26 protein-coding genes, 1 tRNA gene and 1 other annotated feature are annotated in these 24,424 nt (G+C 54.4%); of the genes, 14 read left to right on the forward strand and 13 right to left on the reverse strand.

Annotation, left to right across the window (positions count from 1 at the left end; all coding sequences use genetic code 11):
- The first annotated feature begins 30 nt into the window (after positions 1 to 30).
- Positions 31 to 1,197, forward strand: coding sequence for a UDP-glucose 6-dehydrogenase (ugd, locus tag KP80_RS19340; protein WP_052285266.1), 1,167 nt, complete (start codon positions 31 to 33; stop codon positions 1,195 to 1,197).
- Between the two features lie 73 nt (positions 1,198 to 1,270).
- Here ugd and KP80_RS19345 read toward each other — a convergent pair whose 3' ends face one another.
- The 10 genes from KP80_RS19345 to hisL all read right to left on the reverse strand — a co-directional run bounded on the left by KP80_RS19345 (position 1,271) and on the right by hisL (position 9,622).
- Entirely contained in the window at positions 1,271 to 2,275 is a 1,005-nt protein-coding gene (locus KP80_RS19345; protein ID WP_052285267.1) for an NAD-dependent epimerase, read from the reverse strand.
- 155 nt (positions 2,276 to 2,430) lie between these two features.
- Complete coding sequence (gene hisIE, locus KP80_RS19350; RefSeq protein ID WP_052285268.1) at positions 2,431 to 3,030, reverse strand: bifunctional phosphoribosyl-AMP cyclohydrolase/phosphoribosyl-ATP diphosphatase HisIE; 600 nt, start codon at positions 3,028 to 3,030, stop codon at positions 2,431 to 2,433.
- On the reverse strand, positions 3,024 to 3,800 hold the full coding sequence (hisF, locus tag KP80_RS19355; protein WP_052285269.1) for an imidazole glycerol phosphate synthase subunit HisF: 777 nt from the start codon (positions 3,798 to 3,800) through the stop codon (positions 3,024 to 3,026). Before hisF ends, hisIE begins: the two co-directional genes overlap by 7 nt.
- On the reverse strand, positions 3,782 to 4,519 hold the full coding sequence (hisA, locus tag KP80_RS19360; protein WP_052285270.1) for a 1-(5-phosphoribosyl)-5-[(5-phosphoribosylamino)methylideneamino]imidazole-4-carboxamide isomerase: 738 nt from the start codon (positions 4,517 to 4,519) through the stop codon (positions 3,782 to 3,784). Before hisA ends, hisF begins: the two co-directional genes overlap by 19 nt.
- Complete coding sequence (hisH, locus tag KP80_RS19365; protein ID WP_052285271.1) at positions 4,519 to 5,109, reverse strand: imidazole glycerol phosphate synthase subunit HisH; 591 nt, start codon at positions 5,107 to 5,109, stop codon at positions 4,519 to 4,521. Before hisH ends, hisA begins: the two co-directional genes overlap by 1 nt.
- On the reverse strand, positions 5,109 to 6,176 hold the full coding sequence (gene hisB, locus KP80_RS19370; RefSeq protein WP_052285272.1) for a bifunctional histidinol-phosphatase/imidazoleglycerol-phosphate dehydratase HisB: 1,068 nt from the start codon (positions 6,174 to 6,176) through the stop codon (positions 5,109 to 5,111). Before hisB ends, hisH begins: the two co-directional genes overlap by 1 nt.
- Positions 6,173 to 7,234: a histidinol-phosphate transaminase gene (gene hisC / locus KP80_RS19375; protein WP_052285273.1), complete on the reverse strand. Its 1,062-nt coding sequence runs from the start codon at positions 7,232 to 7,234 to the stop codon at positions 6,173 to 6,175. Before hisC ends, hisB begins: the two co-directional genes overlap by 4 nt.
- Positions 7,231 to 8,535, reverse strand: coding sequence for a histidinol dehydrogenase (gene hisD, locus KP80_RS19380; RefSeq protein WP_052285274.1), 1,305 nt, complete (start codon positions 8,533 to 8,535; stop codon positions 7,231 to 7,233). Before hisD ends, hisC begins: the two co-directional genes overlap by 4 nt.
- A 5-nt stretch (positions 8,536 to 8,540) precedes the next feature.
- Positions 8,541 to 9,440 carry an ATP phosphoribosyltransferase gene (hisG, locus tag KP80_RS19385; protein ID WP_052285275.1) on the reverse strand — a complete coding sequence of 300 codons (900 nt, stop codon included), beginning with the start codon at positions 9,438 to 9,440 and terminating at the stop codon, positions 8,541 to 8,543.
- 34 nt (positions 9,441 to 9,474) lie between these two features.
- Positions 9,475 to 9,596 (reverse strand) — a sequence feature (His leader region).
- The gene (gene hisL, locus KP80_RS23155) at positions 9,572 to 9,622 is read right to left on the reverse strand and encodes a his operon leader peptide (protein WP_071594744.1); all 51 of its coding nucleotides are present in this window, start codon (positions 9,620 to 9,622) and stop codon (positions 9,572 to 9,574) included. Its footprint overlaps the feature before it by 25 nt.
- Before the next feature lie 178 nt (positions 9,623 to 9,800).
- Here hisL and KP80_RS19390 point away from each other — a divergent pair, with 178 nt between their 5' ends.
- The 4 genes from KP80_RS19390 to tsuB all read left to right on the forward strand — a co-directional run bounded on the left by KP80_RS19390 (position 9,801) and on the right by tsuB (position 13,804).
- Entirely contained in the window at positions 9,801 to 10,622 is an 822-nt protein-coding gene (locus KP80_RS19390; RefSeq protein ID WP_052285276.1) for an SDR family oxidoreductase, read from the forward strand.
- Between the two features lie 347 nt (positions 10,623 to 10,969).
- Positions 10,970 to 12,328, forward strand: coding sequence for an APC family permease (locus tag KP80_RS19395; RefSeq protein ID WP_052285277.1), 1,359 nt, complete (start codon positions 10,970 to 10,972; stop codon positions 12,326 to 12,328).
- A 185-nt stretch (positions 12,329 to 12,513) separates the two neighbouring features.
- Positions 12,514 to 13,569, forward strand: a complete 1,056-nt coding sequence (tsuA, locus tag KP80_RS19400; RefSeq protein ID WP_052285278.1) for a thiosulfate utilization transporter TsuA/YeeE — start codon at positions 12,514 to 12,516, stop codon at positions 13,567 to 13,569.
- A 10-nt stretch (positions 13,570 to 13,579) separates the two neighbouring features.
- Entirely contained in the window at positions 13,580 to 13,804 is a 225-nt protein-coding gene (gene tsuB, locus KP80_RS19405) for a thiosulfate utilization sulfurtransferase TsuB/YeeD (RefSeq protein WP_001575873.1), read from the forward strand.
- Between the two features lie 40 nt (positions 13,805 to 13,844).
- On the opposite strand, the gene sbcB is transcribed toward tsuB, so the two are convergent.
- Positions 13,845 to 15,269 (reverse strand): exodeoxyribonuclease I, encoded by a 1,425-nt coding sequence (gene sbcB / locus KP80_RS19410; protein WP_052285292.1) that lies wholly within the window; start codon positions 15,267 to 15,269, stop codon positions 13,845 to 13,847.
- Positions 15,270 to 15,483: 214 nt separating this feature from the next.
- On the opposite strand from sbcB, the gene dacD reads away from it, so the two are divergent.
- From dacD to cobT, 6 genes are all read left to right on the forward strand, one after another.
- Positions 15,484 to 16,650, forward strand: a complete 1,167-nt coding sequence (dacD, locus tag KP80_RS19415) for a serine-type D-Ala-D-Ala carboxypeptidase DacD (RefSeq protein ID WP_052285293.1) — start codon at positions 15,484 to 15,486, stop codon at positions 16,648 to 16,650.
- Positions 16,651 to 16,868: 218 nt separating this feature from the next.
- Positions 16,869 to 17,927 carry an FUSC family protein gene (locus KP80_RS19420; RefSeq protein ID WP_052285294.1) on the forward strand — a complete coding sequence of 353 codons (1,059 nt, stop codon included), beginning with the start codon at positions 16,869 to 16,871 and terminating at the stop codon, positions 17,925 to 17,927.
- Positions 17,928 to 18,128: 201 nt separating this feature from the next.
- Positions 18,129 to 18,449, forward strand: a complete 321-nt coding sequence (locus KP80_RS19425; protein WP_035894853.1) for a DUF496 family protein — start codon at positions 18,129 to 18,131, stop codon at positions 18,447 to 18,449.
- A 110-nt stretch (positions 18,450 to 18,559) separates the two neighbouring features.
- Positions 18,560 to 19,105, forward strand: a complete 546-nt coding sequence (gene cobU / locus KP80_RS19430) for a bifunctional adenosylcobinamide kinase/adenosylcobinamide-phosphate guanylyltransferase (protein WP_052285279.1) — start codon at positions 18,560 to 18,562, stop codon at positions 19,103 to 19,105.
- The gene (gene cobS / locus KP80_RS19435; protein WP_052285280.1) at positions 19,102 to 19,842 is read left to right on the forward strand and encodes an adenosylcobinamide-GDP ribazoletransferase; all 741 of its coding nucleotides are present in this window, start codon (positions 19,102 to 19,104) and stop codon (positions 19,840 to 19,842) included. Before cobU ends, cobS begins: the two co-directional genes overlap by 4 nt.
- Positions 19,843 to 19,871: 29 nt before the next feature.
- Positions 19,872 to 20,924, forward strand: a complete 1,053-nt coding sequence (gene cobT / locus KP80_RS19440) for a nicotinate-nucleotide--dimethylbenzimidazole phosphoribosyltransferase (protein ID WP_052285281.1) — start codon at positions 19,872 to 19,874, stop codon at positions 20,922 to 20,924.
- Positions 20,925 to 20,942: 18 nt separating this feature from the next.
- Here the strand turns inward: cobT and KP80_RS19445 are convergent, their stop codons facing one another.
- Positions 20,943 to 21,833 (reverse strand): LysR substrate-binding domain-containing protein, encoded by an 891-nt coding sequence (locus KP80_RS19445; protein ID WP_052285282.1) that lies wholly within the window; start codon positions 21,831 to 21,833, stop codon positions 20,943 to 20,945.
- A gap of 131 nt (positions 21,834 to 21,964) precedes the next feature.
- Here KP80_RS19445 and KP80_RS19450 point away from each other — a divergent pair, with 131 nt between their 5' ends.
- Complete coding sequence (locus KP80_RS19450; RefSeq protein ID WP_052285283.1) at positions 21,965 to 22,519, forward strand: hypothetical protein; 555 nt, start codon at positions 21,965 to 21,967, stop codon at positions 22,517 to 22,519.
- A 38-nt stretch (positions 22,520 to 22,557) separates the two neighbouring features.
- Here the strand turns inward: KP80_RS19450 and KP80_RS19455 are convergent.
- A tRNA-Asn gene (locus tag KP80_RS19455) sits at positions 22,558 to 22,633 on the reverse strand.
- A 6-nt stretch (positions 22,634 to 22,639) separates the two neighbouring features.
- Between KP80_RS19455 and KP80_RS23475 the strand changes: the two genes are divergently transcribed.
- Entirely contained in the window at positions 22,640 to 22,819 is a 180-nt protein-coding gene (locus KP80_RS23475) for a DUF5951 family protein (protein WP_419772965.1), read from the forward strand.
- Entirely contained in the window at positions 22,795 to 24,261 is a 1,467-nt protein-coding gene (locus KP80_RS19460) for an EmmdR/YeeO family multidrug/toxin efflux MATE transporter (protein ID WP_052285284.1), read from the forward strand. The genes KP80_RS23475 and KP80_RS19460 overlap by 25 nt, the downstream gene beginning before the upstream one ends.
- Positions 24,262 to 24,424: the final 163 nt, after the last annotated feature.

Below are 24,424 nucleotides of genomic sequence, written 5' to 3' on the forward strand. Positions count from 1 at the left end.
AATGTTTAACCGGAAGAAGTTAGATAACCGATGAAGATAACTATTTCAGGAACAGGTTACGTTGGCCTGTCGAACGGCATTTTGATCGCCCTGCACCACGAAGTGGTCGCGTTGGATATCATTCAGTCTAAAGTCGACATGCTGAATCAAAAAAAATCGCCGATCGTAGATAAAGAAATTGAAGAGTATCTGGCGACAAAACCGCTGAATTTCCGGGCGACAACCGATAAGCATGACGCCTACCGCGATGCCGACTACGTTATCATCGCCACCCCGACCGACTACGACCCTAAAACCAACTATTTCAACACCTCAAGCGTTGAGTCGGTTATCCGTGATGTTGTTGAAATCAACCCGCAGGCGGTGATGATCATCAAATCCACCATTCCGGTTGGTTTTACTAAATCGATTAAAGAAGAACTGGGCATCGATAATATCTTCTTCTCGCCGGAGTTCCTGCGAGAAGGTCGTGCGCTGTACGACAACCTGCATCCGTCGCGTATCGTTATTGGTGAACGTTCCGAGCGAGCCGAGCGTTTTGCCGCGCTGCTGCAGGAAGGTGCGGTCAAACAGGATATTCCTACGCTGTTTACTGACTCCACTGAAGCCGAAGCCATCAAGCTGTTTGCTAACACCTATCTGGCGCTGCGCGTGGCCTACTTCAACGAATTGGACAGCTACGCCGAGAGCCTGGGGCTGAACTCGCGTCAGATTATTGAAGGTGTCTGCCTCGACCCACGCATTGGCAATCACTACAATAACCCGTCGTTTGGTTACGGGGGCTATTGCCTGCCGAAAGATACCAAACAGCTATTGGCCAACTATGAGTCTGTGCCGAATAACATCATCGGCGCCATTGTCGATGCTAACCGTACCCGTAAAGACTTTATCGCCGATTCTATTCTTGCGCGTAAGCCGAAGGTGGTGGGCGTATACCGACTGATCATGAAGTCCGGTTCCGATAACTTCCGTGCCTCCTCCATTCAGGGGATCATGAAACGTATCAAGGCCAAAGGCATTCCGGTGATCATTTATGAACCGGTGATGAAGGAAGATGAATTCTTCAATTCACGCGTGGTGCGCGATCTCGAGGCCTTTAAGCAGGAAGCGGACGTGATCATCTCCAACCGTATGGCCGAAGAGCTGGCGGATGTGGAAGAGAAGGTCTATACCCGCGATCTGTTTGGTAATGATTGATTGCTAAATGTTCGCCGCGACTTTGCTGGCGAACGGAATTTAAAAAGCCCTCTTGATGAGGGCTTTTTGCTATTTACACCTTATAAAACGCACGGTACCAGTCGACAAAGTTCTTCACGCCATCCTTCACCGACGATTGCGGCCTGAAGCCGACTAAATCGTACAGCGGCTGCGTTTCGGCGCTGGTTTCCAATACGTCGCCTGGCTGCATTGGCATCAAGTTTTTCTCGGCTTTTACACCAATCGCTTCTTCCAGAGCGGTAATGTAATCCATCAACTCCACCGGGGAGCTGTTACCGATGTTGTAGACACGATACGGCGCGGAGCTGGTCGCCGGAGAGCCGGTTTCTACCGTCCAGTCGCTGTTTGGCTCAGGGATCACATCCTGCAAACGGATAATAGCTTCGACAATATCATCAATGTAGGTGAAATCGCGCTTCATCTTGCCGTAGTTGTACACGTCGATGCTTTTGCCTTCGAGTATCGCCTTGGTGAATTTGAACAGCGCCATGTCTGGACGACCCCACGGGCCGTACACGGTAAAGAAACGCAGTCCGGTAGTCGGCAGGCCGTACAGATGTGAGTAGGTATGCGACATCAGCTCATTGGCTTTCTTGGTGGCCGCGTACAGTGAAACCGGGTGGTCTACGCTGTCATCGGTGGAGAAAGGCATTTTACGGTTCAGACCGTAGACCGAGCTGGAAGAGGCATACAGCAGATGCTGGACCTTATTATGACGGCAGCCTTCGAGTACGTTGAGATGGCCGACGAGGTTCGCCTGGGCGTAGGCGTGCGGGTTTTCCAGTGAATAGCGCACACCGGCCTGCGCGGCGAGGTGGATGACGCGGTCAAACCTCTGCTCGGAAAATAAAGCCGCCATGGCTGGCGTGTCCGCCAGATCCATTTTCACAAAATGGAAATCCGCTGATGACAGCTGGTCGAGGCGCGCCTGCTTCAGGCTGATGTCATAGTAATCATTCAGATTATCAATCCCGACAACCTGATGTCCGGCGGCAAGCAGGCGTTGGCTGACGTGAAAACCAATAAAGCCCGCGGCGCCGGTGACCAAATATTTCATAGCATTCCTCAAACCCAATTCTGATGCGATTATCGCTTTTAGGCGCGATCATACCGTCTGTGCGCAAAAAAATATAATCGTTATCGGTCATTAAGGTTATCTGGGAGGGCATAAAGCGAAAAACCCGGCGCAGTGGCCGGGTTTGAGGGGAGGATTTACTGATGGCGTTCGCGCAAATTCTCAATCACCGTCGTCAAATCCAGCTCCTGATCCTGCAGCAGTACCAGCAGGTGATACATCAGGTCTGAGGCTTCGTTTTTCAGCTCAAACTTATCGTGAACCGTTGCCGCCAGCGCGGTTTCTACGCCTTCTTCGCCCACTTTCTGCGCAATGCGCTTGGTGCCGCTGGCATAGAGCTTCGCAGTGTACGAGCTCGCCGGGTCGGCGGTTTTACGCTCGGCCAGCAGTTGCTCTAACTGGTAGAGGAACAGCCACTGGTGGCTGGTGTCGCCAAAGCAGCTGGAGGTGCCTTTATGGCAGGTTGGGCCAATCGGGTTAACCAGCACAAGCAGGGTGTCGTTGTCGCAGTCTGGCGCGATGCTGACGACGTTCAGGAAGTTGCCGGAGGTTTCACCTTTAGTCCACAAACGCTGTTTAGTGCGTGAGTAAAAGGTGACTTTGCCGGACTCCTGAGTTTTAGCCAGCGCGTCCTGATTCATATAGCCCAGCATCAAAACCTCGCCGGAAACGGCGTGTTGAATAATGGCGGGCATCAGTCCGTCGGTTTTTTCCCAGTCCAGTTGTTCAGTTAACATACCCGTATCTCCACGCCCTGTGCTGCCAGGTACGCTTTTAGTTCGCCAATATTAATAATTTGTTTGTGGAATACCGATGCCGCCAGCGCGCCATCAACGTTGGCGTCGCGGAAGGCTTCGAGGAAGTGTTCCATCGTTCCCGCGCCGCCGGAGGCGATGAGCGGCACGCGGCAAACGTCGCGCACTTTCTTTAACTGTTCCAGGTCGTAGCCGTTACGTACGCCGTCCTGGTTCATCATATTGAGGACGATTTCGCCCGCGCCGCGCTTCTGCACTTCCTGCACCCAGTCGAGGGTTTCCCATTGGGTGACGCGCGTGCGGCTTTCGTCGCCGGTGTATTGATTGACGTGATATTTGCCCGTATCGGCATCAAACCAGGTATCGATTCCCACCACAATGCACTGCACGCCAAAGCGATCTGCAAGGCGAGTAATCAGCTCGGGATCGGCCAGCGCCGGGGAGTTAATCGAAATTTTATCGGCGCCGAAAGAGAGAATACGCGCCGCATCGTCGATGGATTTGATACCACCGGCAACGCAGAATGGAATGTCGATAACTTCGGCGACACGGGAGACCCAGCTTTTATCAACCACGCGGCCGTCACTGGAGGCGGTGATATCGTAGAACACCAGTTCATCTGCGCCCTCATCGGCGTAGCGTTTTGCCAGCGGCACGATGTCGCCGATAATTTCGTGGTTGCGAAACTGCACCCCTTTAACGACCTGACCATCACGCACATCGAGACAAGGAATTATCCGTTTTGCCAGCATTGGATGGCCTCCGTTACGTTAAATTTACCTTCCAACAGCGCGCGTCCGACAATCACACCGCGTACGCCGGTGCCACGCAGAGCGGCAATATCGTTAAGGTCGCCAATGCCGCCAGAGGACTGAAACGCCACCTGCGGATAGCGCGCGCAGACTTCTTCATACAGCGACACGTTGGAGCCCGCCAGCGTTCCGTCACGGGAAATATCGGTGCACAGCACGTGTTGCAGGCCAACCGGTAGATAGGTCTCAACCAGTTCCTCCAGCGTAACGCCGGAGTTTTCCTGCCAGCCGCTGACGGCGACCTGCTTGGTGCCGTTATCGTCAATGCGCACGTCCAGCGCCAGCACCAGGTGTTCTGCGCCAAAGCGCTTGAACCAGCCCTTGACCACGTCAGGTGATCTCACCGCCGTCGAACCGACGACCACGCGCGCGACGCCAGCCTCAAGCAATGCCGCCACGTCTTCTTCCGTACGGACGCCGCCGCCAACCTGTACCGGGACGTTCACGCCGGCAACCAGCGTTTTCAGCAGTGGGATCTGGCGTTGAGCCGGATCTTTCGCGCCGGTTAAATCGACCAGGTGCAGCACTTTGGCACCTTGTGCCGCATAATCCTGCAGGCGCGGTAGCGGATCGGTGCCGTAGTCGCGCTGCTGGCCGTAATCTCCCTGATGGAGACGCACCACGGTGCCGTTAATCAAATCTAAAGCAGGAATGATCATTACATCTCCAGGAAGTTTTTCAGCAGCTGTGCACCCGCGCTACCGGAGCGTTCTGGGTGGAACTGCACGCCGTAAAAATTATCTTTCTGCACGGCGGCGGTGAACGGTTCGCCGTAGTTGCATTGGGCGATGGTGTACTCGTTAACCGGCATGGCGTAGCTGTGAACGAAGTAGAAGTACGCGCCGTCCTCAATGCCGCGGAACAGACGATCGCCGGCCTTTGGATAGACACGGTTCCAGCCCATGTGCGGCAGCGGCAGGCCAAAATCAGTCATCTTCGGTACGTCCTGGTCGATGATCCCCAGCAGGTCTACGCCGTGAGTCTCTTCGCTGCGGCGACCGAGCAACTGCATTCCGAGGCAAATCCCCAGCACCGGTTGAGTACAAGCCTTAATCAGCTCAACCAGTTCGCGTTCGCGCAGCTGGTCCATGGCCGCCTGTGCGGTTCCTACGCCTGGCAGAAACAGTTTGTCGGCTCGCAGCACCACTTCCGGTTCGCGGCTGACCACCGGCTCGTAGCCGTGACGGGCAATTGCCGACTTCACCGAATTGAGGTTGGCGCAGCCGGTATCGAGGACAACCACGTTCATCACAGCACTCCTTTTGAGGAGGGAAGGGTATCGCCGTCTACGCGAATCGCCTGGCGTAGCGTGCGGCCAAAGACTTTAAACAGGCTTTCCACACGGTGGTGATCGTTTTTGCCTTTAGTTTTCAAGTGCAGCGTTACACCCATGGTGTAGGAGAGCGAGCGGAAGAAGTGCTCGATCATCTCGGTGCTTAGGTCGCCAACGCGCTGATAGGTGAATTCGGCTTTGTATTCCAGGTGTGGGCGGCCGGAAATATCCAGCGCGCAGCGGGCCAGGCACTCATCCATCGGCAGAACGAAGCCAAAACGGTTGATGCCACGCTTGTCACCCAGTGCTACTTTTAACGCTTCGCCCAGCGCCAGGCCGGTGTCTTCCACCGTGTGGTGATCGTCAATATAGAGATCGCCCTTCACGGTAATGTTCATACGGAAGCCGCCGTGGGTGGCAATCTGATCGAGCATATGGTCGAAGAAGCCCACGCCGGTATTGATTTTGCTGCCGCCTTCGCGGTCGAGCCACACTTCGACATCAATCTGCGTTTCACGCGTATTGCGTTCGATACGCGCATAGCGGTCGCGGCGGGTCAGTTGCTGGCCAATCGCCACCCAGTTCAGACTGTCGCGGTTATATTGCAGGCCGGTGATGCCCATATTGGTCGCCAGCTCGATGTCGGTGAGGCGATCGCCAATCACATAGCTGTTGGCGGTATCCATCACTTCATTCGCCAGCCAGGCGGTGACTAACTGCGTTTTCGGTTTACGGCATGCGCAGTTATCCGCCGGTAGGTGCGGGCAAATCAGCACATCGTCAAAGACCACACCTTGTGAGGTGAAGATCTGCATCATCAGGTTGTGTGGGCCGTCAAAATCGGCCTGTGGGAAACTGTCAGTACCCAGTCCGTCCTGATTGGTGATCATCACCAGTTTATAACCGGCTTTTTGCAGCTTCAGCAGAACGGGAATGGCGTCTGGCTCGAAGGCCAGCTTGTCAAAACGGTCTACCTGATAGTCGCTTGGTGGCTCGGAAATCAGGGTGCCATCACGATCGATAAAGAGAAACTTCTGGGTCATACGGTCTCCGCTTTCAAAGCGTCAATCACGCGCTGGCTCTCTTCGCGAGTGCCGATAGTGATGCGCAAACAGCCGCTTAAAGATGGTTGTTTATTCTGGTCACGTAAGATAATGCCTTGATCCCATAAAGATTTAAATACGCTGCTGGAGGCTTTGATACGAGCCAGTACGTAGTTGGTCTCGGAATCAAACACCTGCTCGACGCAGTCGATGGTGCGCAGCGCCTCCACCAGGTACTGACGTTCATCAAGAATTTGAGCCACGCGCTGGCGCATCGCGGCAATCCCCTGCGCGCTAAGCGCCTGGGCGGCGATATCGGCAACCGGCGTAGAGAGCGGGTAAGGGGCAATTACCTTCATTAATAAAGCAATCACTTCTTCATTTGCCAGAGTAAAACCGCAGCGCAGCCCTGCCAGCGCGAAGGCTTTGGATAGCGTACGCAGAATCACCAGATGAGGGTATTCGGCCAGCCACCCGGCAAGCGTCGCCTGCGGGCAAAATTCAATATAGGCTTCGTCGGCAACAACCAGCGCTTTATCGCGGGTCATCTCCAGCAGGGTTCGGAAATCCTGGGGATTGATAATCTGCCCGGTTGGGTTGTTCGGGCTGCACACATACACCACTTTAACGTTGGTGAGGCTGTCGGCAATCGCTGGCAGGTCTAACTGCCAGTCGGCTTTGGCGGGTACAGTGCGGCATTCGACGCCAATGGTTTCAGCGCTGACGCTGTACATACCGTAGGTCGGCGGGCAGAACAGCACCGCATCGCGGCCCGGTTCGCAAAATGCACGTACCAGCAACTCAATACCTTCATCCGCGCCGCGGCTGACTAGCACTTGTTCTGGCTTCACTCCTGCGTAAGCGGCGTAGTTTTCAATCACCGCTTTTGGCTGACACTCCGGGTAGCGATTCAGCGTCTGCTGGCTTAGCTCAAATGGCACCGCCGTTGGGTACTCATTGGCGTTCAGCCATACGTCACCTTTGCCGCCCAGACGACGCGCGGACTGATAGGGGGTCAAGGCGCGAACATTGTCGCGGGCCAACTGTTCAATGCTCATGCTTGCTCCTTCAGGGCGTTAACGCGCAGGGTAACGGCATTTTTGTGGGCGGTCAGTAGCTCGGCCGCGGCCAGGGTTTCAATGGTGGCGGCCAGGGCGGAGAAGCCTTCGCGGGATAATTCCTGAACGGTCATTCGTTTCTGGAAATCCGCCAGCCCAAGGCTTGAGCTGGTGGCCGTATAGCCATAGGTTGGCAGCACGTGGTTGGTGCCGGAGGCGTAATCACCTGCGGATTCCGGCGACCAGTCACCAAGGAATACCGAACCGGCGCTGGTAATGTCATCGACCAGCTCACGTGCATTGCGGGTCTGAATAATCAGGTGTTCCGGACCGTAGGCGTTGGAGATTTCAATGCACTGTGCCAGATCGTTGGCCACGATTAAGCGGCTGGCGGAGAGCGCCTGGCGCGCGGTGTCGGCGCGGGACAGCTCGGCGAGCTGGCGTTCGACGGCTTCGGCAACACCGGCGGCAATTTTCGCATCCGGCGTCAGCAGGATGACCTGCGAATCCGGGCCGTGTTCGGCCTGGGAGAGCAGATCCGAGGCGACGAAATCAGGCGTTGCGCCACTGTCGGCGATAACCAGCACTTCTGACGGCCCTGCCGGCATATCAATCGCCGCGCCGTCGAGGCGCTGGCTGACCTGGCGTTTGGCTTCGGTGACGTACGCATTGCCTGGTCCGAAGATTTTATCGACTTTAGCGATGGATTCGGTGCCCAGCGCCAGTGCGGCAATCGCCTGCGCACCACCGACGTTGAATACCTCTTTTACGCCACACAGCTGCGCGGCATAGAGAATCTCATCGGCAATCGGCGGTGGTGAACACAGCACCACTTTTTTGCAGCCGGCAATCCGTGCGGGTGTGGCGAGCATCAATACCGTTGAGAACAGCGGCGCGGAGCCGCCTGGAATATAAAGGCCAACGGACGCAATCGGGCGAGTGACCTGCTGGCAGCGCACGCCCGGCTGGGTTTCGATATCGACCGGCGGCAGTATCTGCGCCTGGTGGAAGGTATCGATATTTCGCACCGCTGCCTGCATTGCCCGTTTGAGTTCATCGCTTAGACGGTCGCTGGCCTGCTGGATCTCTTCGGCGGTGACCTGCAAGGCGCCGACTTCGGTTTTATCAAATTTAGCGCTGTATTCGCGCAGGGCTTTATCACCGTTGTTCTTAACGTTGTCGAGAATCTCTGCGACCGTGCGAGTGATGCTGTCGGATGCGGAGATCGCCGGGCGCATTAACAGTGCCTGCTGCTCTTCAGGGCTACAGCTATTCCAGTCAATCAGGGTATTGAAGCTCATGGCACTTACTCCATCATCTTCTCAATTGGCAGCACCAGGATAGAGCTGGCACCCAGGGCTTTGAGTTTTTCCATGGTTTCCCAGAACAGGGTTTCACTGCTCACCATGTGCATCGCTACGCGCTGCTGATCGCCAGCCAGTGGCAGGATGGTTGGGCGTTCAGCACCTGGCAGCAGGGCAATCACTTCATCCAGGCGTTCGGTCGGCGCGTGCATCATGATGTATTTTGATTCGCGAGCCTGAATGACACCTTGAATACGGGTCAGCAGGCGATCGACCAACTGTTGTTTGGCATCGCTCATCTCGCCGTCTCGCTGAATCAAACAGGCTTTGGAGCGGAACATGACTTCGACTTCACGCAGGCCGTTAGCTTCGAGGGTGGCGCCGGTAGAGACCAGGTCGCAGATAGCATCCGCTAGACCAGCTCGCGGGGCGACTTCTACAGAACCGTTCAGCAGGCAGGACTTGAAGGTGATACCTTTCTGGTCGAGATAGCGTTTGAGCAGGTGCGGGTAAGAGGTGGCAATACGTTTACCGTCGAGCGCGGCAGGGCCATTCCACGCTTCATCCGCCGGGGTAGCTAAGGACAAACGGCAGCCGCCAAAGTCCAGGCGACGCAGGGTGAAGTAGCGCGGGTCTTCGCCCTGAGCGCGTCGGCTCAGTAGCTCTTCTTCCAGTACGTTTTCGCCGATGATGCCGAGATCAACCACGCCGTCCATAATCAGGCCCGGGATATCGTCATCACGAACACGCAGGATATCGATAGGCATGTTCTCCGCCATCGCAATCAGACGCTGGGTGTGGAGATTGATTTTGATACCACAACGGGCCAGTAATTCGCGTGAATCATCGCTCAGGCGGCCAGATTTCTGAATAGCTATGCGTAAACGGCTGTTATCTAACATTCTGTATTCCTCATTACCCTGCTGAATTTGGTTCAAAAAAAAGCCCCCGGAAGATGATCTTCCGGGGGCTCTCTTGCGTTCTTGCACCACTGGAAGATCTGAATGTCTCCCAGCACACATCGCCTGAAAGACTAGTCAGGGTGATGGTGATGATGGTGGTGTTTAAATTGAACGCGGCTCATAAAATTCTCGTTGAATGACTATTCACTTGATGTCTTTTAACCTAAACCACTTTTGTCGTTGAAGGCAAGCGCTTTTTTCATTCATTAAATCTATTCATGTTGCCACTATAAATTGTCAGTTTTGACACGGTGGCGTAGCCTTAGTAGAGGAGTGCGGCAAGAATCAGGAGATAGCGCAATGAAGAAAGTGGCAATTGTCGGTTTAGGGTGGCTGGGTATGCCGCTGGCGCTGTCATTGATGGCGCGGGGCTGGCACGTAACCGGCAGTAAAACGACGGAGGATGGCGTTGAAGCTGCACGTATGTGCGGTATTGAAAGCTATCCACTGCGTTTGGATCCGCAGTTGGTGTGCGAGGCGGACGATCTTGATGCCTTAATGAATGTGGACGCGCTGGTAATAACGTTACCGGCTCGCCGCAGCGGTGAAGGTGAGGACTTTTATCACCAGGCCGTGCAGGAGATTGTCGATTCCGCGCTGGCACACCATATTCCACGCATCATCTTTACCAGTTCCACATCGGTCTACGGTAAAGAAGAAGGCGTAGTAAAAGAGACCACACCGCGAGCGCCGGTGACAGCCAGCGGCTCGGTGCTCAAAGAGCTGGAAGATTGGCTACATCAGTTGCCTGGAACCTCGGTGGATATTCTGCGTCTGGCTGGGCTGGTGGGGCCAGGACGTCATCCTGGGCGCTTTTTTGCGGGCAAATCGGCACCGGATGGTCAGCACGGCGTCAATCTGGTCCACCTTGAGGATGTGATCTCTGCGATTACGCAGCTGCTTCAGGCACCTAAAGGCGGACACATTTATAACATCTGCGCGCCTGAGCATCCGGCGCGGCGTATTTTCTACCCACAAATGGCGCGAGAGCTTGGTTTGGCGGTACCGCTGTTTAGCGATAGCGGTAAAGGGCAGGGCAAGATTATTGATGGCAATCGTATCTGTTATGAGCTGGGATTTGAGTATCAATATCCCGATCCATTGCGTATGCCGATGGAGTAAATGGCATCTGTTTTAGCAAATAGTGCTATTGCTGAGGTTTACGATTTGGCGATTGCCTGATTATCAGCCATTTAGATGAGTAAAGGCTTCGATTGTGTTCGCATTCGCTTGTGTTTTTGCTTCCGTTTGGTGCAAAATATGTCGAATGTAAAAAATTGAGATTAACCGACGTGCTTGCCACGTCGGTTATTTTTTTTACATCAAAACAACCATCCAATAAAAGAGGCCGGGCTTCGTACCGGATAGATATTTACTTAAAAAACGACAGTTGTTGTCGCTGAGGAAACAGAAAAAAATGGGGCAATTTTTCTTTTTTGCGCCGGCCATCGCCGTAATGGAGACTGACCGTGTCAAATAACGTTACTCCAAACACCTCTCGCGTGGAATTGCGTAAAACGCTTACGCTGATTCCGGTTGTCATGATGGGCTTAGCCTATATGCAGCCAATGACGCTGTTCGATACGTTCGGTATCGTATCAGGCCTCACTGACGGTCACGTCGCAACGGCTTATGCCTTTGCGTTGATCGCGATTCTCTTTACAGCGCTGAGCTACGGTAAACTGGTTCGCCGTTTCCCGTCTGCAGGCTCTGCATACACCTACGCTCAGAAATCCATTAGCCCGGTCGTTGGCTTTATGGTGGGCTGGTCATCACTGCTGGACTATCTGTTCATGCCGATGATCAACATTCTGCTGGCGAAAATTTACTTTGAAGCGCTGATGCCTTCCGTTCCGTCGTGGATCTTCGTGGTTGCACTGGTCGGCTTTATGACCGTGTCTAACCTGCGCAGCATTAAGGCGGTGGCGAACTTCAATACCCTGATTGTCGTTCTGCAGATGGGTATTGTGGCGGTTATCGTCGGCCTTATCATTTACGGCATTATGCACGGTGAAGGCGCCGGTACGCTGGCAAGCACTCGTCCATTCTGGTCTGATGGCGCACACGTAGTGCCAATGATTACCGGCGCAACGATTCTGTGCTTCTCGTTCCTCGGCTTTGATGGTATCTCTTCTTTGTCCGAAGAGACCAAAGACGCAGAGCGCGTGATTCCGCGTGCGATTTTCCTGACTGCGCTGATCGGCGGTATGGTGTTCATTGGGGCATCTTACTTCCTGCAGCTGTACTTCCCGGATATCACGCGCTTTAAAGATCCTGACGCATCTCAGCCTGAAATCATGCTGTACGTAGCGGGTAAAACCTTCCAGTGGGGCGTGCTGATCTTCTCCAGTGTTACCGTTCTGGCATCCGGTATGGCGGCACACGCGGGCGTATCTCGTCTGATGTACGTGATGGGTCGTGACGGCGTGTTCCCGACCAGCTTCTTCGGCTACATTCATCCGAAGTGGCGTACCCCGGCGTTTAACGTACTGCTGGTTGGCGCAATTGCACTGCTGGCGATTAAATTCGACCTGGTCACCGCGACTGCGCTGATTAACTTCGGTGCGCTGGTTGCGTTTACCTTCGTTAACCTCTCAGTGATCTCGCAGTTCTGGATCCGTGAGAAGCGCAACAAGACGCTGAAAGACCACATCAACTATCTGGTGCTGCCGAGCTGTGGCGCGCTGACGGTTGGCGCACTGTGGGTCAACCTGGAGCAGAGCTCCATGGTACTGGGCCTGATTTGGGGCACCATCGGTCTGGTATACCTGGCATGCGTGACCAAGCGTTTCCGCAATCCGGTTCCACAGTACGAAGACATCGCATAAATATCGTAAGATATTGATTGAAAACCGGAGGCTCAGGCCTCCGGTTTTTTTTGCCTTTAATATCGTGAGCAATAAAAAATAAGCAGTAATAACCATCGGGAATAATATAGAGCTTTTGGTTATTGGAGCCGACAGTCGCGGTCAGGAATAATTTTAAGACTGATAATATTGGGTTAATTGATTTTATGTTGCACATGATAATAAGCGGAATCATCTGCGGAGCCTTGCTGGGATTCGTCATGCAGCGTGGTCGCTTCTGCCTGACTGGTGGTTTCCGCGATATGTACATTACCAAAAATAACCGCATGTTCTATGCGTTACTGATTGCGATTTGTATCCAGAGTATTGGAGTTTTCGCCCTGATTCAGTTCGGCGTAGTGCAGTATGACGCGGGGGCATTCCCGTGGTTGGGCACTGTGGTGGGCGGCTTTGTGTTTGGCATCGGTATCGTCTACGCCGGCGGCTGCGCCACTGGCACCTGGTATCGTGCCGGTGAAGGTCTTATCGGCAGCTGGATTGCGCTGGTAACCTACATGGTGATGAGCGCGGTGATGCGCTCTCCACACGCGGCAGGGCTTAATAAATTCCTCGGTGAGCATACGACTGCGCACAATGGGATTGCCGAAACGCTGAACATCTCCGTCTGGCCAATTATTGCGCTGCTGGTGGTGGCGACTGTTTGGCTGGTACGTAAAGAGCTAAACAAGCCGAAACTGAAGGTGGCGACACTGCCACCGCGTCGCACTGGCCTGTCGCACCTGCTGTTTGAAAAACGCTGGCATCCCTTTGTGACCGCCGTGCTGATTGGACTTATCGCGCTGCTGGCGTGGCCATTGAGCGAAGCCACCGGACGTATGTTTGGTCTGGGCATTACTTCGCCGACCGCGAACATCCTGCAATTCCTCGTGGGTGGCGACAGCAAGTATCTCAACTGGGGCGTATTCCTGGTTCTGGGTATCTTCATCGGTTCATTCATTGCGGCAAAAGCTAGCCGTGAATTCCGCGTGCGTGCAGCAGACGTTAGCACCACGCTGCGTAGCGCCGGTGGCGGTGTGCTGATGGGCTTTGGTGCCAGCATTGCAGGTGGTTGCTCTATCGGTAACGGCCTGGTGATGACGGCGATGATGACCTGGCAGGGCTGGATTGGCCTCGTATTTATGATCCTCGGCGTGTGGAGCGCCTCGTGGATGTTGTATGTTCGCCCGCAGCGGAAAGCCAAACTGAAACCCGCAACGGCTTAAGGAGTTAAACATGGTTGTGAAAAAACTGGATGTGGTGACGCAGGTTTGTCCGTTCCCATTAATTGAAGCGAAGGCGGCAATGGCTGAACTGGCTAGCGGTGACCAGCTGGTGATTGAATTTGATTGCACCCAAGCGACGGAAGCGATTCCTCAGTGGGCGGCGGAAGAGGGCTTCACCGTAACGGATTACCAGCAGTCCGGCGATGCGGCCTGGACCATCACGGTGCAGAAATAGTGATGATAAGCCTCGCACTGATGTGCGAGGCTTTGTTGTTTTAGACGATTTCCTGCGCGTACTGATACAGTGCTTTCAGCAGCGACAGCTTCTCGTTATTCCCTTCATACTGTCCATAAAGCATCTCGAGTTCCTGAGCGTAGGCCTGCAGGAATTCCGGGGTAAAGATCTGCCGACGATGCTCCAGCCAACGCTGCTGCTCATTTTCGTCGAGCGTCCCCGGGAAATTACGCGCCCGATAGTTAAACAGCAGCTTCTCAATGCGCTTATCGGCAAAGGTAATATCCAGCACCGGCAGGTTGCGCGGTTCAGTCTCCAGCACAATCTTCATTGCCGCGCGGTCGGCATCGCTAAAGAAGCCGTTATACAGTTGGGCATCCACATTCTCAGAAGGCATAAATGGTTCAGCTTCGGCGAAGATGGCGACCACTTTCTCGCGGACCTGCGGGTTTTCACGCAGCCGTTTTAAATTATCCAGACACTGTTGACGGTTGATACCGAGACGATCGGCATCCTCTGGACGCAACGTATTTCCCTGCGCCAGCACCGGACATTTGTTCAGGTGCACCAGCTTAATAGGTACCGGCGAGTTATCGCCAAGCTCGGCCTTCGGGGTGTACAGACGTTCACGCAGCGTATCGGCATCCAGCTCCAGAAGCGGGGTGACGTCTCCGGCCAGGTCGACCATGATGACGGCGTTGCGATTATCTGGATGCCACGCCAGCGGCGCGACCCAGCTGGTATTACCGCGCCATGCGCCAAACATGCCGGAGACGTGGACCAGCGGCTTCATCTGCGGTACGTCAATCAGCGTCATCAATTTATTCTTGCCGCGATAGGCGTAGAGATAATCAAACAGCTTCGGCTGCTGGGCTTTGACCAGCTTTGCCATCGCGATTGTGGCGTAGACGTCGGCCATCGCATCGTGGGCATTACTGTGTTCAATACCGTTGGCGCGGGTTAAGTGCTCCAGACGGAAGCTCGGCAGACCATCTTCGTTCTCCGGCCAGTTAATGCCCTCCGGGCGCAGCGCATAACAGGCGCGCATCACATCCAGCAGATCCCAGCGCGAATTGCGGTTTTGCCAACTCCAGGCGTACGGGTCATAAAAATTGCGATAGAAGATGTTACGCGTGACTTCATCATCGAAGCGGACGTTGTTGTAGCCCACCACGCAGGTTTCCGGCACGGTGAAAATATCGTGGATGCGTTTAGCGAAGGCGGCTTCGTTTTCGCCTTTGGTCCGCGCTTCCTGCGGCGTGATGCCGGTGATGAGCACGGCTTCGGGCTGGGGAAGATAGTCATCCGCGGGTTTGCAGTAAAAGACCTCAGGCTCGCCGATGATATTGAAATCGTTGTCAGTACGAATGGCAGCAAACTGCGCGGGTCTGTCGAGGGAAGGGCTGGTTCCGAAGGTTTCATAGTCGTGAAACAAAAATCCCGGCGCGCTGGAAGTCGATTGCATGGCGTTAACTGTGTCCGTGTATGGCATTTAATGCCCATGGTAAACGATTTAGCCCTGCATCAGAAGGGCAGTTAGGGGATCTGGAAGCGATGGCGCAGAGTGTTTTTTCGTGTGCAATTAGATGCATGTCATATTTTCTTGCAATTTAAGCCTGCCAGGAAGCACGAACTTCCGTAAAAAGGACGACGAATTTGTGAATGTTGAGGATTTACCGTTGAAAGCCCGTTTTTTTATTGCCGTCTCTTTGCTCGCTTCGAGCGTTTCGTGTGCATTTGCTGATGAATCCGCGATCCCTTCCGTCACCCCTCCCGCCATTCAGGCCGGTGCTTGGGTCTTAATGGACTACACTACCGGGCAGATTTTAACCGCAGGAAATGAACATCAGCAGCGCAACCCGGCCAGCTTGACCAAGCTGATGACCGGCTACGTCGTTGACCGCGCCATTGATAGCCACCACATTACCCCGGACGATATGGTCACCGTAGGCCGCGATGCCTGGGCTGCAGGTAACCCGGTATTTGATGGTTCATCGTTGATGTTCCTGAAAGCCGGTGACCGTCTGACGGTGCGTGACCTTAGCCGTGGACTGATTGTCGACTCCGGCAATGATGCCTGCGTGGCGCTGGCGGATTATGTCGCGGGTGGTCAGCCACAGTTTGTCAAAATGATGAATCACTATGTTGAAACGCTGAACCTGCACGATACCCATTTTGAAACTGTGCACGGTCTCGATGCGCCAGGCCAGCACAGCTCCGCGTATGACCTGGCGGTGCTTTCCCGCGCGATCATCCACGGCGAACCTGAGTTCTACCACATGTACAGCGAAAAAAGCCTGACGTGGAACGGGATTACCCAGCAGAACCGTAACGGCCTGCTGTGGGACAAAACCATGAATATCGACGGCCTGAAAACTGGCCACACTTCAGGCGCTGGCTTTAACCTGATTGCTTCTGCGGTCGACGGTCAGCGTCGTCTGATTGCGGTCGTGATGGGCGCGGACAGCGCCAAAGGCCGCGAAGAGCAGGCGCGCAAATTATTGCACTGGGGCCAGCAAAACTTCGATACCGTGCAGATCCTCAAAAACGGAAAAAAAGTGGGTACGGAGCGTATTTGGTACGGAGATAAAGAACACATTGATCTCGGCACCGATCAGGACTTCTGGTTAGCGCTGCCAAAATCCGAAGTGCCTAATATCAAAGCCAAATATGTGCTGGATAAGAAAGAGCTTGATGCACCGATTGCCGCGCATCAGCGGGTGGGTGAAATCCAGCTTATCGACGGCGATAAAGTAGTGGCTCAGTGGCCGCTGGTGACGCTGGAAAGCGTTGGCAAAGGCGGAATGTTTTCTCGCCTGAGCGATTATTTGCATCATAAAGCATAATTATTAAGCCCCCATCAAGGGTAACACCGTTCACTTAAGCAAAGTGATTAGGGGAAACGCCGGGATTGGGTTCCCGGAGGGACGCCAAACCCGGCGGTCTCCCCAGGTATCTCAACCTTAAACTCACGGTGTTACCCTCGAAGGGACATTTTTATTGCGGTGGTGGTCGCCTGTACGAGCAGGTACAATTCACGCTTTCGTTTTGTCGGAGAATGAGTGTGCGCCCGGATAAGTCACTCAGCCCTTTTGAAATTCGCTTATATCGCAATTACCGCACCGTTCACGGCGCGCGAATTGCGCTAGCCTTCGTCCTGACTTTTCTGATTGTCCGCTTGCTGCACATTCCGGAAGGCTCCTGGCCTCTTATCACGCTGGTGGTGGTGATGGGCCCTATCTCCTTTTGGGGTAACGTGGTGCCGCGTGCCTTCCAGCGTATTGGCGGAACCGTGCTCGGCTCGGCGTTAGGGCTGATAGCGCTAAAACTTGAATTGATCTCGTTGCCGCTGATGCTCATTTGGTGCGCCGGGGCGATGTTCCTCTGTGGCTGGCTGGCCTTGGGCAAAAAGCCCTATCAGGCACTGTTGATTGGCATCACTTTAGGCGTGGTTGTCGGTGCACCGCCGGGAGATATGACTACTGCGCTGTGGCGAAGCGGTGACGTCATCTTCGGCTGTCTGCTGGCCATGCTGTTTACCGGTATCTGGCCGCAGCGGGCGTTTATCCACTGGCGCATCCAGATGGCGACCTTTGTCACTCAGTTTAACCGCATCTATCAAGCCGGTCTGTCACCTAATCTTATTGAGCGTCCGCGTTTGGAAAAACATCTGCAAAAGGTGTTGAACGACGTGGTGAAAATGCGTGGCCTGATCACACCCGCCAGCAAAGAGACGCACATCCACAAAGGTATTTTCGAAGCGATTCAAACCGTGAGTCGCAATCTGGTCTGCATGCTGGAGCTGCAGATCAACGCCCACTGGGCGACGCGGCCAAGCCATCTGCTGATGCTTAATGCGCATACCCTGCGAGAAACCCAGATGATGACGCAGCAAACGCTGCTGGCCATCGCCCACGCGCTGTACGAGGGCAATCCGCAGCCTATTAAGGCCAACAGCGAAAAGCTTAACGACATTGCCGCCGAGCTGCGTCAGCTGGTGAATGAGTATAAAGGCGAAAATCTGTCGGAAACGCCGATCCACGGCTACGTTTGGTTAAGCATGGAACTGGCACGGCAGCTGGAATTATTGTCGAGCCTGATGTGCCGCGCATTGCGCAAATAAAAGGCAGATACACGCACTTTTACGACGGGTTGTTTCGATTCAGCCAGATTTAGGGTTATGATGAAGCCAAAGCAAAAAAGCATGTTTGCGACAACGTTGCTACGCCAATTCATACGGGTTGAAGGGGAGATCAGTAATGTGTACCTTATCGTGTAGCCGTTGTTTTAACGAATCCGAGTATCAACTATCAGGGGTATAAAAATGGAAACCACGAAACCTTCGTTTCAGGACGTACTAGAATTCGTACGTTTGTTCCGTCGTAAGAACAAGCTGCAACGTGAAATTCAGGACGTTGAGAAAAAGATCCGTGACAACCAGAAACGTGTTCTGCTGCTGGACAACCTCAGCGACTACATCAAGCCGGGCATGAGCGTAGAAGCGATTCAGGGCATCATCGCTAGCATGAAGGGCGACTATGAAGATCGCGTTGATGACTACATCATCAAAAATGCTGAGCTGTCGAAAGAACGTCGCGACATCTCCAAAAAGTTGAAAGTGATGGGCGAGCAGAAAGGCGAGTAACCGTCATTAGCGGGTGGTGACCGAGTCACCGCCCGACCTTCCAGGTTGTTATTCAGAATCCTCCACAATCAAGTGACATTGCGAACCATGCAGCAACATCAGGACACGCAATCATGATACTGGTGACCGGCGGCGCGCGAAGCGGAAAGAGCCGTCACGCAGAATCCTTAATCAGCCATTTTCCCCGGGTTCGTTACATCGCCACTTCGCAGATTTTTGATGCCGAAATGGCCGAACGCATCCAGCACCATCGGGACTCTCGTCCTGCCCACTGGCACACCGAAGAACGCTGGCAACATCTTGCCGACATCATCACCCCGCAAAATGATCCTCAGGAAGCCATCTTGCTGGAGTGTATCACCACGCTTATCACCAATATTCTTTTTGCCTCCGGTCAGGAAGAGGAGATTGAACGCTGGGATTTTGCCGCGCTGGAAAACCAGGTCAACGTGGAAATTGATGCGCTGATCGCGGCCTGCCAGCAGTGTCCATCACCAATTGTGCTGGTGACCAATGAAGTGGGAATGGGCATTGTGCCCGAGAATCGTTTGGCCCGGCATTTTCGCGATATTGCCGGGCGAGTGAACCAAAAGCTGGCGCAGGCGGCAGATGACGTCTGGCTGGTGGTATCAGGGATTGGAGTCAAAATAAAATGAGTCGACTGTTCTTTGCCACGCTTTCATTTATGAGCCGCCTACCGGTACCGCAGCGCTGGTCCCAGGGGCTGGATCTTGATCGCTACGTCAGCGGGGTTATCACTTTTCCAGTCATTGGCCTGTTGCTCGGCGCGATAAGCGGGCTGGTCTTTATGCTGGTACAGACCTGGTGCGGTATTCCGCTGGCCGCATTTTTTGCCGTGCTGGCGCTGGCGCTGCTGACCGGTGGGTTCCATCTCGATGGCCTGGCTGACACCTGCGACGGCATTTTCTCGGCGCGTCGTCGCGAGAAGATGTTGGAAATCATGCGTGACAGTCGCCTCGGCACCCACGGCGGGCTGGCACTGATTTTTGTCCTGCTGGCCAAAGTACTGGCGATGAGCGAACTGGCCCTACGCGACACACCGATGTTGGCGGCGATTGCTGCGACCTGTATCGCCGGCCGTTCCGCTTCGGTACTGCTGATGTACCGCCATCGTTATGCTCGTGAAGAGGGGCTCGGTAACCTGTTTATTGGCAAAGTCACCTTCCGCCAGACCTGGCTGACGTTAGTTATAGGCGGTGCACTGGTAACTGCGCTGCTGGGGATGCACGGTTTGCGTGCGCTGTTGGTGGCGTTTGTCGGCGTATTCATCATCGGTCAACTGCTTAAACGCACACTAGGTGGCCAAACCGGCGACACGCTCGGTGCGGGTATTGAATTGGGTGAAGTGATCTTTTTGCTGGCGCTTCTGTAAGCCAGCGTTAAACAAAACGGATAAGAATAATGCAAACACTGGCTTCATTATTGGCTGCCATCCCGGATGTTGATAGCGCCGCGATGGCGCGTGCGCAGCAACATATCGATGGTTTACTGAAACCGACCGGTAGCCTGGGGCGCCTGGAGTCGCTGGCGGTTCAACTGGCGGGAATGCCGGGACTCAATGGCATACCGCAGGTAGACAACAAAGCGATTCTGGTGATGTGTGCCGACCACGGCGTGTGGCATGAAGGCGTAGCCGTTTCTCCTCAGGTGGTGACCGCCATTCAGGCCGCCAATATGACGCGCCATAATACCGGCGTTTGCGTGCTGGCCGCGCAGGCGGGAGCTCAGGTACATGTGATTGATGTCGGTATCGATGCCGATCCCATTCCGGGGCTTATCGACATGAAAGTGGCGCGTGGTAGCGGCAATATCGCCAAAACGGCGGCGATGAGCACAGAGCAGGCGCAATCGCTACTGCTGGCCACCATGAACTATACCCGCAGCCTGGCAGAGCAGGGCGTGACGTTGTTTGGCGTAGGTGAGTTGGGCATGGCGAATACCACCCCGGCCGCTGCCGTGGTGAGCGTATTGACCGCAACCGACCCGGAAGCCGTTGTTGGTATCGGTGCCAATCTGCCGCACTCTCAACTGCATCATAAAGTGGATGTTGTACGGCGCGCCATTGCGTTGAACCAGCCGGATGCCCGTAATGGTCTTGATGTGCTGGCGAAAGTGGGGGGGTTTGACCTGCTTGGGATGACCGGTGTGATGCTCGGTGCGGCCTCTTGCGGCTTGCCGGTTGTGCTTGATGGTTTCCTCTCCTATGCTTCGGCGCTGGCGGCCTGCCGTATTACTCCAGGCGTGAAACCTTATCTCATTCCTTCTCACTTCTCGGCGGAGAAAGGGGCGCGGATAGCGCTGGAACATCTCGGTCTGGTACCGTACCTGAATATGGAGATGCGTCTGGGTGAAGGCAGTGGAGCGGCGATGGCGATGCATATCGTTGAGTCGGCCTGCGCGATGCACAACCGTATGGGGACACTGGCGGGCAGCAATATCGTTCTGCCTGTCTGATGAAGGGATATGCCGGAGCTAGTCTCCGGCCATCTGCAGCAGCAGCCACTCTTTCAATACCACAATATCCTCGCGCTGTGCGTTTTCAGGCGTACTAACCAGATAATAATTCGCCCCGGGCAATGATGCTGAAAACGGCGCCGTTAGCACCCCGCGTTTGAGCAGATCCCGAGCCAGTAATTCACTGGCAATCACCACGCCTTGTCCTGCCACGGCGGCCTGCAGCGCATGCGTTTCATCGCTAAAGGTCAGCCCCGCATTGACGTTTAATCCCTCAGGTCCATAGCGCTTCTGCCAGTGCTCCCAGCTGGGTTCTTCCGCGGGCACCTGTCGGTTTTCAACGTGAAATAGCGTAGCCTCACGGAGATCATCCACCTGTGTGAGCGCAAGCGTGGGGCTTGCCACGACGATAAAACGATCCTCATGCAGCAGCGTACAGCTTAATACGGCCTCCGGCGTTTCACGATAGCGGATCGCAACATCAACGGTGCGCTGCGTAAGATCAACACGCTCAACGCTGGTGTGCAGTCGCAGATCGATAGCCGGGAATTGCGCTTTGAAATCAGCCAGCCTTGGTACCAGCCAATGGGTCAGGAAATTGGAGGTGGTCGTTATCGTCAGTGCTGGCGGCAGCGTCTGGCGAACGATTTGGCTGGTGGCTTCTTCTAGCGCTGCAAACGCGCGTTGAGTACCTACGTAGAGTGTTTCACCGCTTTCGGTAAGTGTTACCCCTTGCGCGCTGCGTTCGCACACTCGACATTCCAATACCGATTCCAACAGTTTTATCTGATGGCTCACCGCCGTGGCGCTGACGCCCAGCATTTCGGCGGCCAATTTGAAACTGCGGCAGTAGGCAACGGCATGGAATGCGCGCAGCGCACCCAGCGGCGGCAATCGTGGTTTTCTCATGGCTGAGTTTTTCTCATCTAATGCTGAAAACTATGAGTTTGAATGACCGATTATACAGGAGATAGGCTATCAGCATGCGTAGAGAGAAATGAATTTATCTCATCATTTCTCGCCATGATGAGGAGCTAAAGATGAGTGTGTGTATGAATCAGGAAACGGCGAATGTTGGGCTATCTCCGGTGAGAAGGGGGCGGGTCATTGCGTTGAGTATGACGGTTTCGGTTGGGGCCTTGCTGGTGGCATTTCCTGGCCCTGGTGCGGGTTCAGGCCTGCTGTTAATTCTCATCGCCGGATTTGCGGTTGGTATGGCGTTATTACACTGGCCACTGCGGAAATGGGGGGAGCGCTTGTCTACCATGCGCTATGGGTTATGGCTCTCTGCTCTGGGATGGTTGCTGATACTGCTCCCTGTGTTGGGAGGGCAAGGGGCGCTTAACCTTTGGCCGGGCGCTGTTCTCGGCGGTTTGGGAGCAGGTATCGCTTTCGGTAGCGGGAGTAAAACTATCGATACTCAGGAACGAATGGCGATAGCCGTGGGTGGGGCACTTGCGCTGGTTGCGACATCGTGCATCGCCTTTTATTCCGCGCCGGGTATCGAGCGGTTCTGCTTCGCGCTGGCTTTGCCTATCGACCTGGCACTGCTTGGCGTTGTGATGATTCGTATCGCGGAGAATGAGGAACGCTAGAAAGCAAAAAGCCTGCTCGAAAGCAGGCTTTTTAAATTTGGCTCCTCTGACTGGACTCGAACCAGTGACATACGGATTAACAGTCCGCCGTTCTACCGACTGAACTACAGAGGAATCGGTGTGGAGTCGTATCTTAGCGGCGAAAAAATTTTTGTCAAACATCAATTGCCTGCTTGTGATGCATTTGCCTATTCCATCAACAATTTGAAGCGAATCCCAACAAAAATTAAGGAAAAATGTTTTGCAGGATCAGCATTTCTCCATCATCATTTGAAATGTGGTTTCAACTTTCTGATCTAAGGCCCATTTTGAACGTCACCGCCGCCCTACGACAGGCCGTCTCACGCACGCCCTGGTATAAAAAACGCAAAAGCTACCGAGTGCTGTTCTGGCGTGAAATAACCCCCCTCGCGATCCCTATTTTTCTCGAAAACACCTGTGTGCTGTTAATGGGCGTGCTCAGCACCTTCCTGGTGAGCTGGCTGGGCAAAGAAGCGATGGCGGGCGTTGGCCTGGCCGATAGCTTCAATATGGTAGTGATGGCTTTCTTTGCCGCTGTCGATCTTGGGACGACGGTGGTGGTTGCCTTTAGCCTTGGTAAGCGCGACCGACGTAAGGCGCGGGCGGCTGCTCGCCAGTCATTGGTGATCATGACTCTGTTTGCCATCGTACTGGCGGCGGTGATCCACTACTTCGGCGCGGAGATCATTAATATTGTGGCCGGCGATGCCAGCCCTGAGGTCAAAGCGCTGGCGCTAACTTATCTGGAACTCACGGTGCTGAGCTACCCGGCCGCGGCGATTGCGCTGATTGGCAGCGGTGCGCTACGCGGGGCAGGGAACACCAAAATTCCGCTGATGATTAACGGCGGGATGAATATCCTTAATATTATTATCAGTAGCATTCTGATTTACGGGATTTTCTCGTGGGACGGTATGGGCTTTGCTGGTGCAGGTCTCGGTTTAACCATTTCCCGCTATATTGGTGCGGTGGTGACCATTATCGTGCTGATGGTGGGCTTTAACCCGGCGCTGCGCATTCCGCTTAAAACGTACTTCAAGCCGCTAAATTTCGCCATTATCTGGGAAGTCATGGGGATTGGCATTCCTGCCAGTATTGAATCGGTGCTGTTTAACGGCGGTAAGCTACTCACGCAGATGTTTGTTGCTGGAATGGGGACCGACGTGATCGCCGGTAACTTTATTGCCTTCTCGGTGGCTGCGCTGATTAACCTGCCGGGGAACGCCCTTGGCGCGGCATCGACCATTATTACCGGTAAACGACTGGGGACAGGGCAGCTGGCGCAGGCAGAACGACAGCTGCGGCACGTCTTCTGGATGTCGACTATTGTACTGACCCTTATCGCCTGGGGGACCGCGCCGTTTGCCGGGCTGTTCGCCTCGTTCTATACCCAGGAACAGGACGTCAAAGAGGTGGTGAAGATTCTGCTGTGGATGAATGCCGCCTTTATGCCGATTTGGGCGGCTTCATGGGTGCTTCCTGCCGGCTTTAAAGGGGCGCGCGATGTCCGCTTTGCGATGTGGGTGTCGATGCTGAGCATGTGGGGCTGCCGCGTCGTGGTTGGCTACGTATTGGGTATTGTTCTGGGTTGGGGCGTTGTGGGCGTCTGGATGGGGATGTTCCTCGACTGGGCGACTCGTGCGGTGATGTTCTATCGCCGTTTGATAACCGGCCGCTGGGCGTGGAAATACGCGCCAGAGAAAAAGACAGAGCAGGTCTAATGGCCTGATTGTGGTAAAAATCGGCAGCGGAAGCCGGTTTTTAGGCGAATTGCAGAATAAACCAGCAAACGATTTATTTTGTGCAAAACAGGCTTTGACAAGTCGGAGGGGCGCCGTTAATATTCGCCCCGTTCACACGATTCCCTGTCTCTTATACACATCT

Source organism: Kluyvera genomosp. 1 (assembly GCF_001266615.1).
In the GTDB taxonomy this organism is placed as follows: domain Bacteria; phylum Pseudomonadota; class Gammaproteobacteria; order Enterobacterales; family Enterobacteriaceae; genus Kluyvera; species Kluyvera cryocrescens_A.

Bases quoted from the DNA above. Each gene is read 5' to 3' on its own strand.
- ugd (WP_052285266.1), top strand. From the start codon at position 31: ATGAAGATAACTATTTCAGGAACAGGTTACGTTGGCCTGTCGAACGGC.
- KP80_RS19345 (WP_052285267.1), bottom strand. From the start codon at position 2,275: ATGAAATATTTGGTCACCGGCGCCGCGGGCTTTATTGGTTTTCACGTC.
- hisIE (WP_052285268.1), bottom strand. From the start codon at position 3,030: ATGTTAACTGAACAACTGGACTGGGAAAAAACCGACGGACTGATGCCC.
- hisF (WP_052285269.1), bottom strand. From the start codon at position 3,800: ATGCTGGCAAAACGGATAATTCCTTGTCTCGATGTGCGTGATGGTCAG.
- hisA (WP_052285270.1), bottom strand. From the start codon at position 4,519: ATGATCATTCCTGCTTTAGATTTGATTAACGGCACCGTGGTGCGTCTC.
- hisH (WP_052285271.1), bottom strand. From the start codon at position 5,109: ATGAACGTGGTTGTCCTCGATACCGGCTGCGCCAACCTCAATTCGGTG.
- hisB (WP_052285272.1), bottom strand. From the start codon at position 6,176: ATGACCCAGAAGTTTCTCTTTATCGATCGTGATGGCACCCTGATTTCC.
- hisC (WP_052285273.1), bottom strand. From the start codon at position 7,234: ATGAGCATTGAACAGTTGGCCCGCGACAATGTTCGCGCCTTGACCCCC.
- hisD (WP_052285274.1), bottom strand. From the start codon at position 8,535: ATGAGCTTCAATACCCTGATTGACTGGAATAGCTGTAGCCCTGAAGAG.
- hisG (WP_052285275.1), bottom strand. From the start codon at position 9,440: ATGTTAGATAACAGCCGTTTACGCATAGCTATTCAGAAATCTGGCCGC.
- KP80_RS19390 (WP_052285276.1), top strand. From the start codon at position 9,801: ATGAAGAAAGTGGCAATTGTCGGTTTAGGGTGGCTGGGTATGCCGCTG.
- tsuA (WP_052285278.1), top strand. From the start codon at position 12,514: ATGTTGCACATGATAATAAGCGGAATCATCTGCGGAGCCTTGCTGGGA.
- tsuB (WP_001575873.1), top strand. From the start codon at position 13,580: ATGGTTGTGAAAAAACTGGATGTGGTGACGCAGGTTTGTCCGTTCCCA.
- sbcB (WP_052285292.1), bottom strand. From the start codon at position 15,269: ATGCAATCGACTTCCAGCGCGCCGGGATTTTTGTTTCACGACTATGAA.
- KP80_RS19425 (WP_035894853.1), top strand. From the start codon at position 18,129: ATGGAAACCACGAAACCTTCGTTTCAGGACGTACTAGAATTCGTACGT.
- cobS (WP_052285280.1), top strand. From the start codon at position 19,102: ATGAGTCGACTGTTCTTTGCCACGCTTTCATTTATGAGCCGCCTACCG.
- cobT (WP_052285281.1), top strand. From the start codon at position 19,872: ATGCAAACACTGGCTTCATTATTGGCTGCCATCCCGGATGTTGATAGC.
- KP80_RS19445 (WP_052285282.1), bottom strand. From the start codon at position 21,833: ATGAGAAAACCACGATTGCCGCCGCTGGGTGCGCTGCGCGCATTCCAT.
- KP80_RS19450 (WP_052285283.1), top strand. From the start codon at position 21,965: ATGAGTGTGTGTATGAATCAGGAAACGGCGAATGTTGGGCTATCTCCG.
- KP80_RS19460 (WP_052285284.1), top strand. From the start codon at position 22,795: ATGTGGTTTCAACTTTCTGATCTAAGGCCCATTTTGAACGTCACCGCC.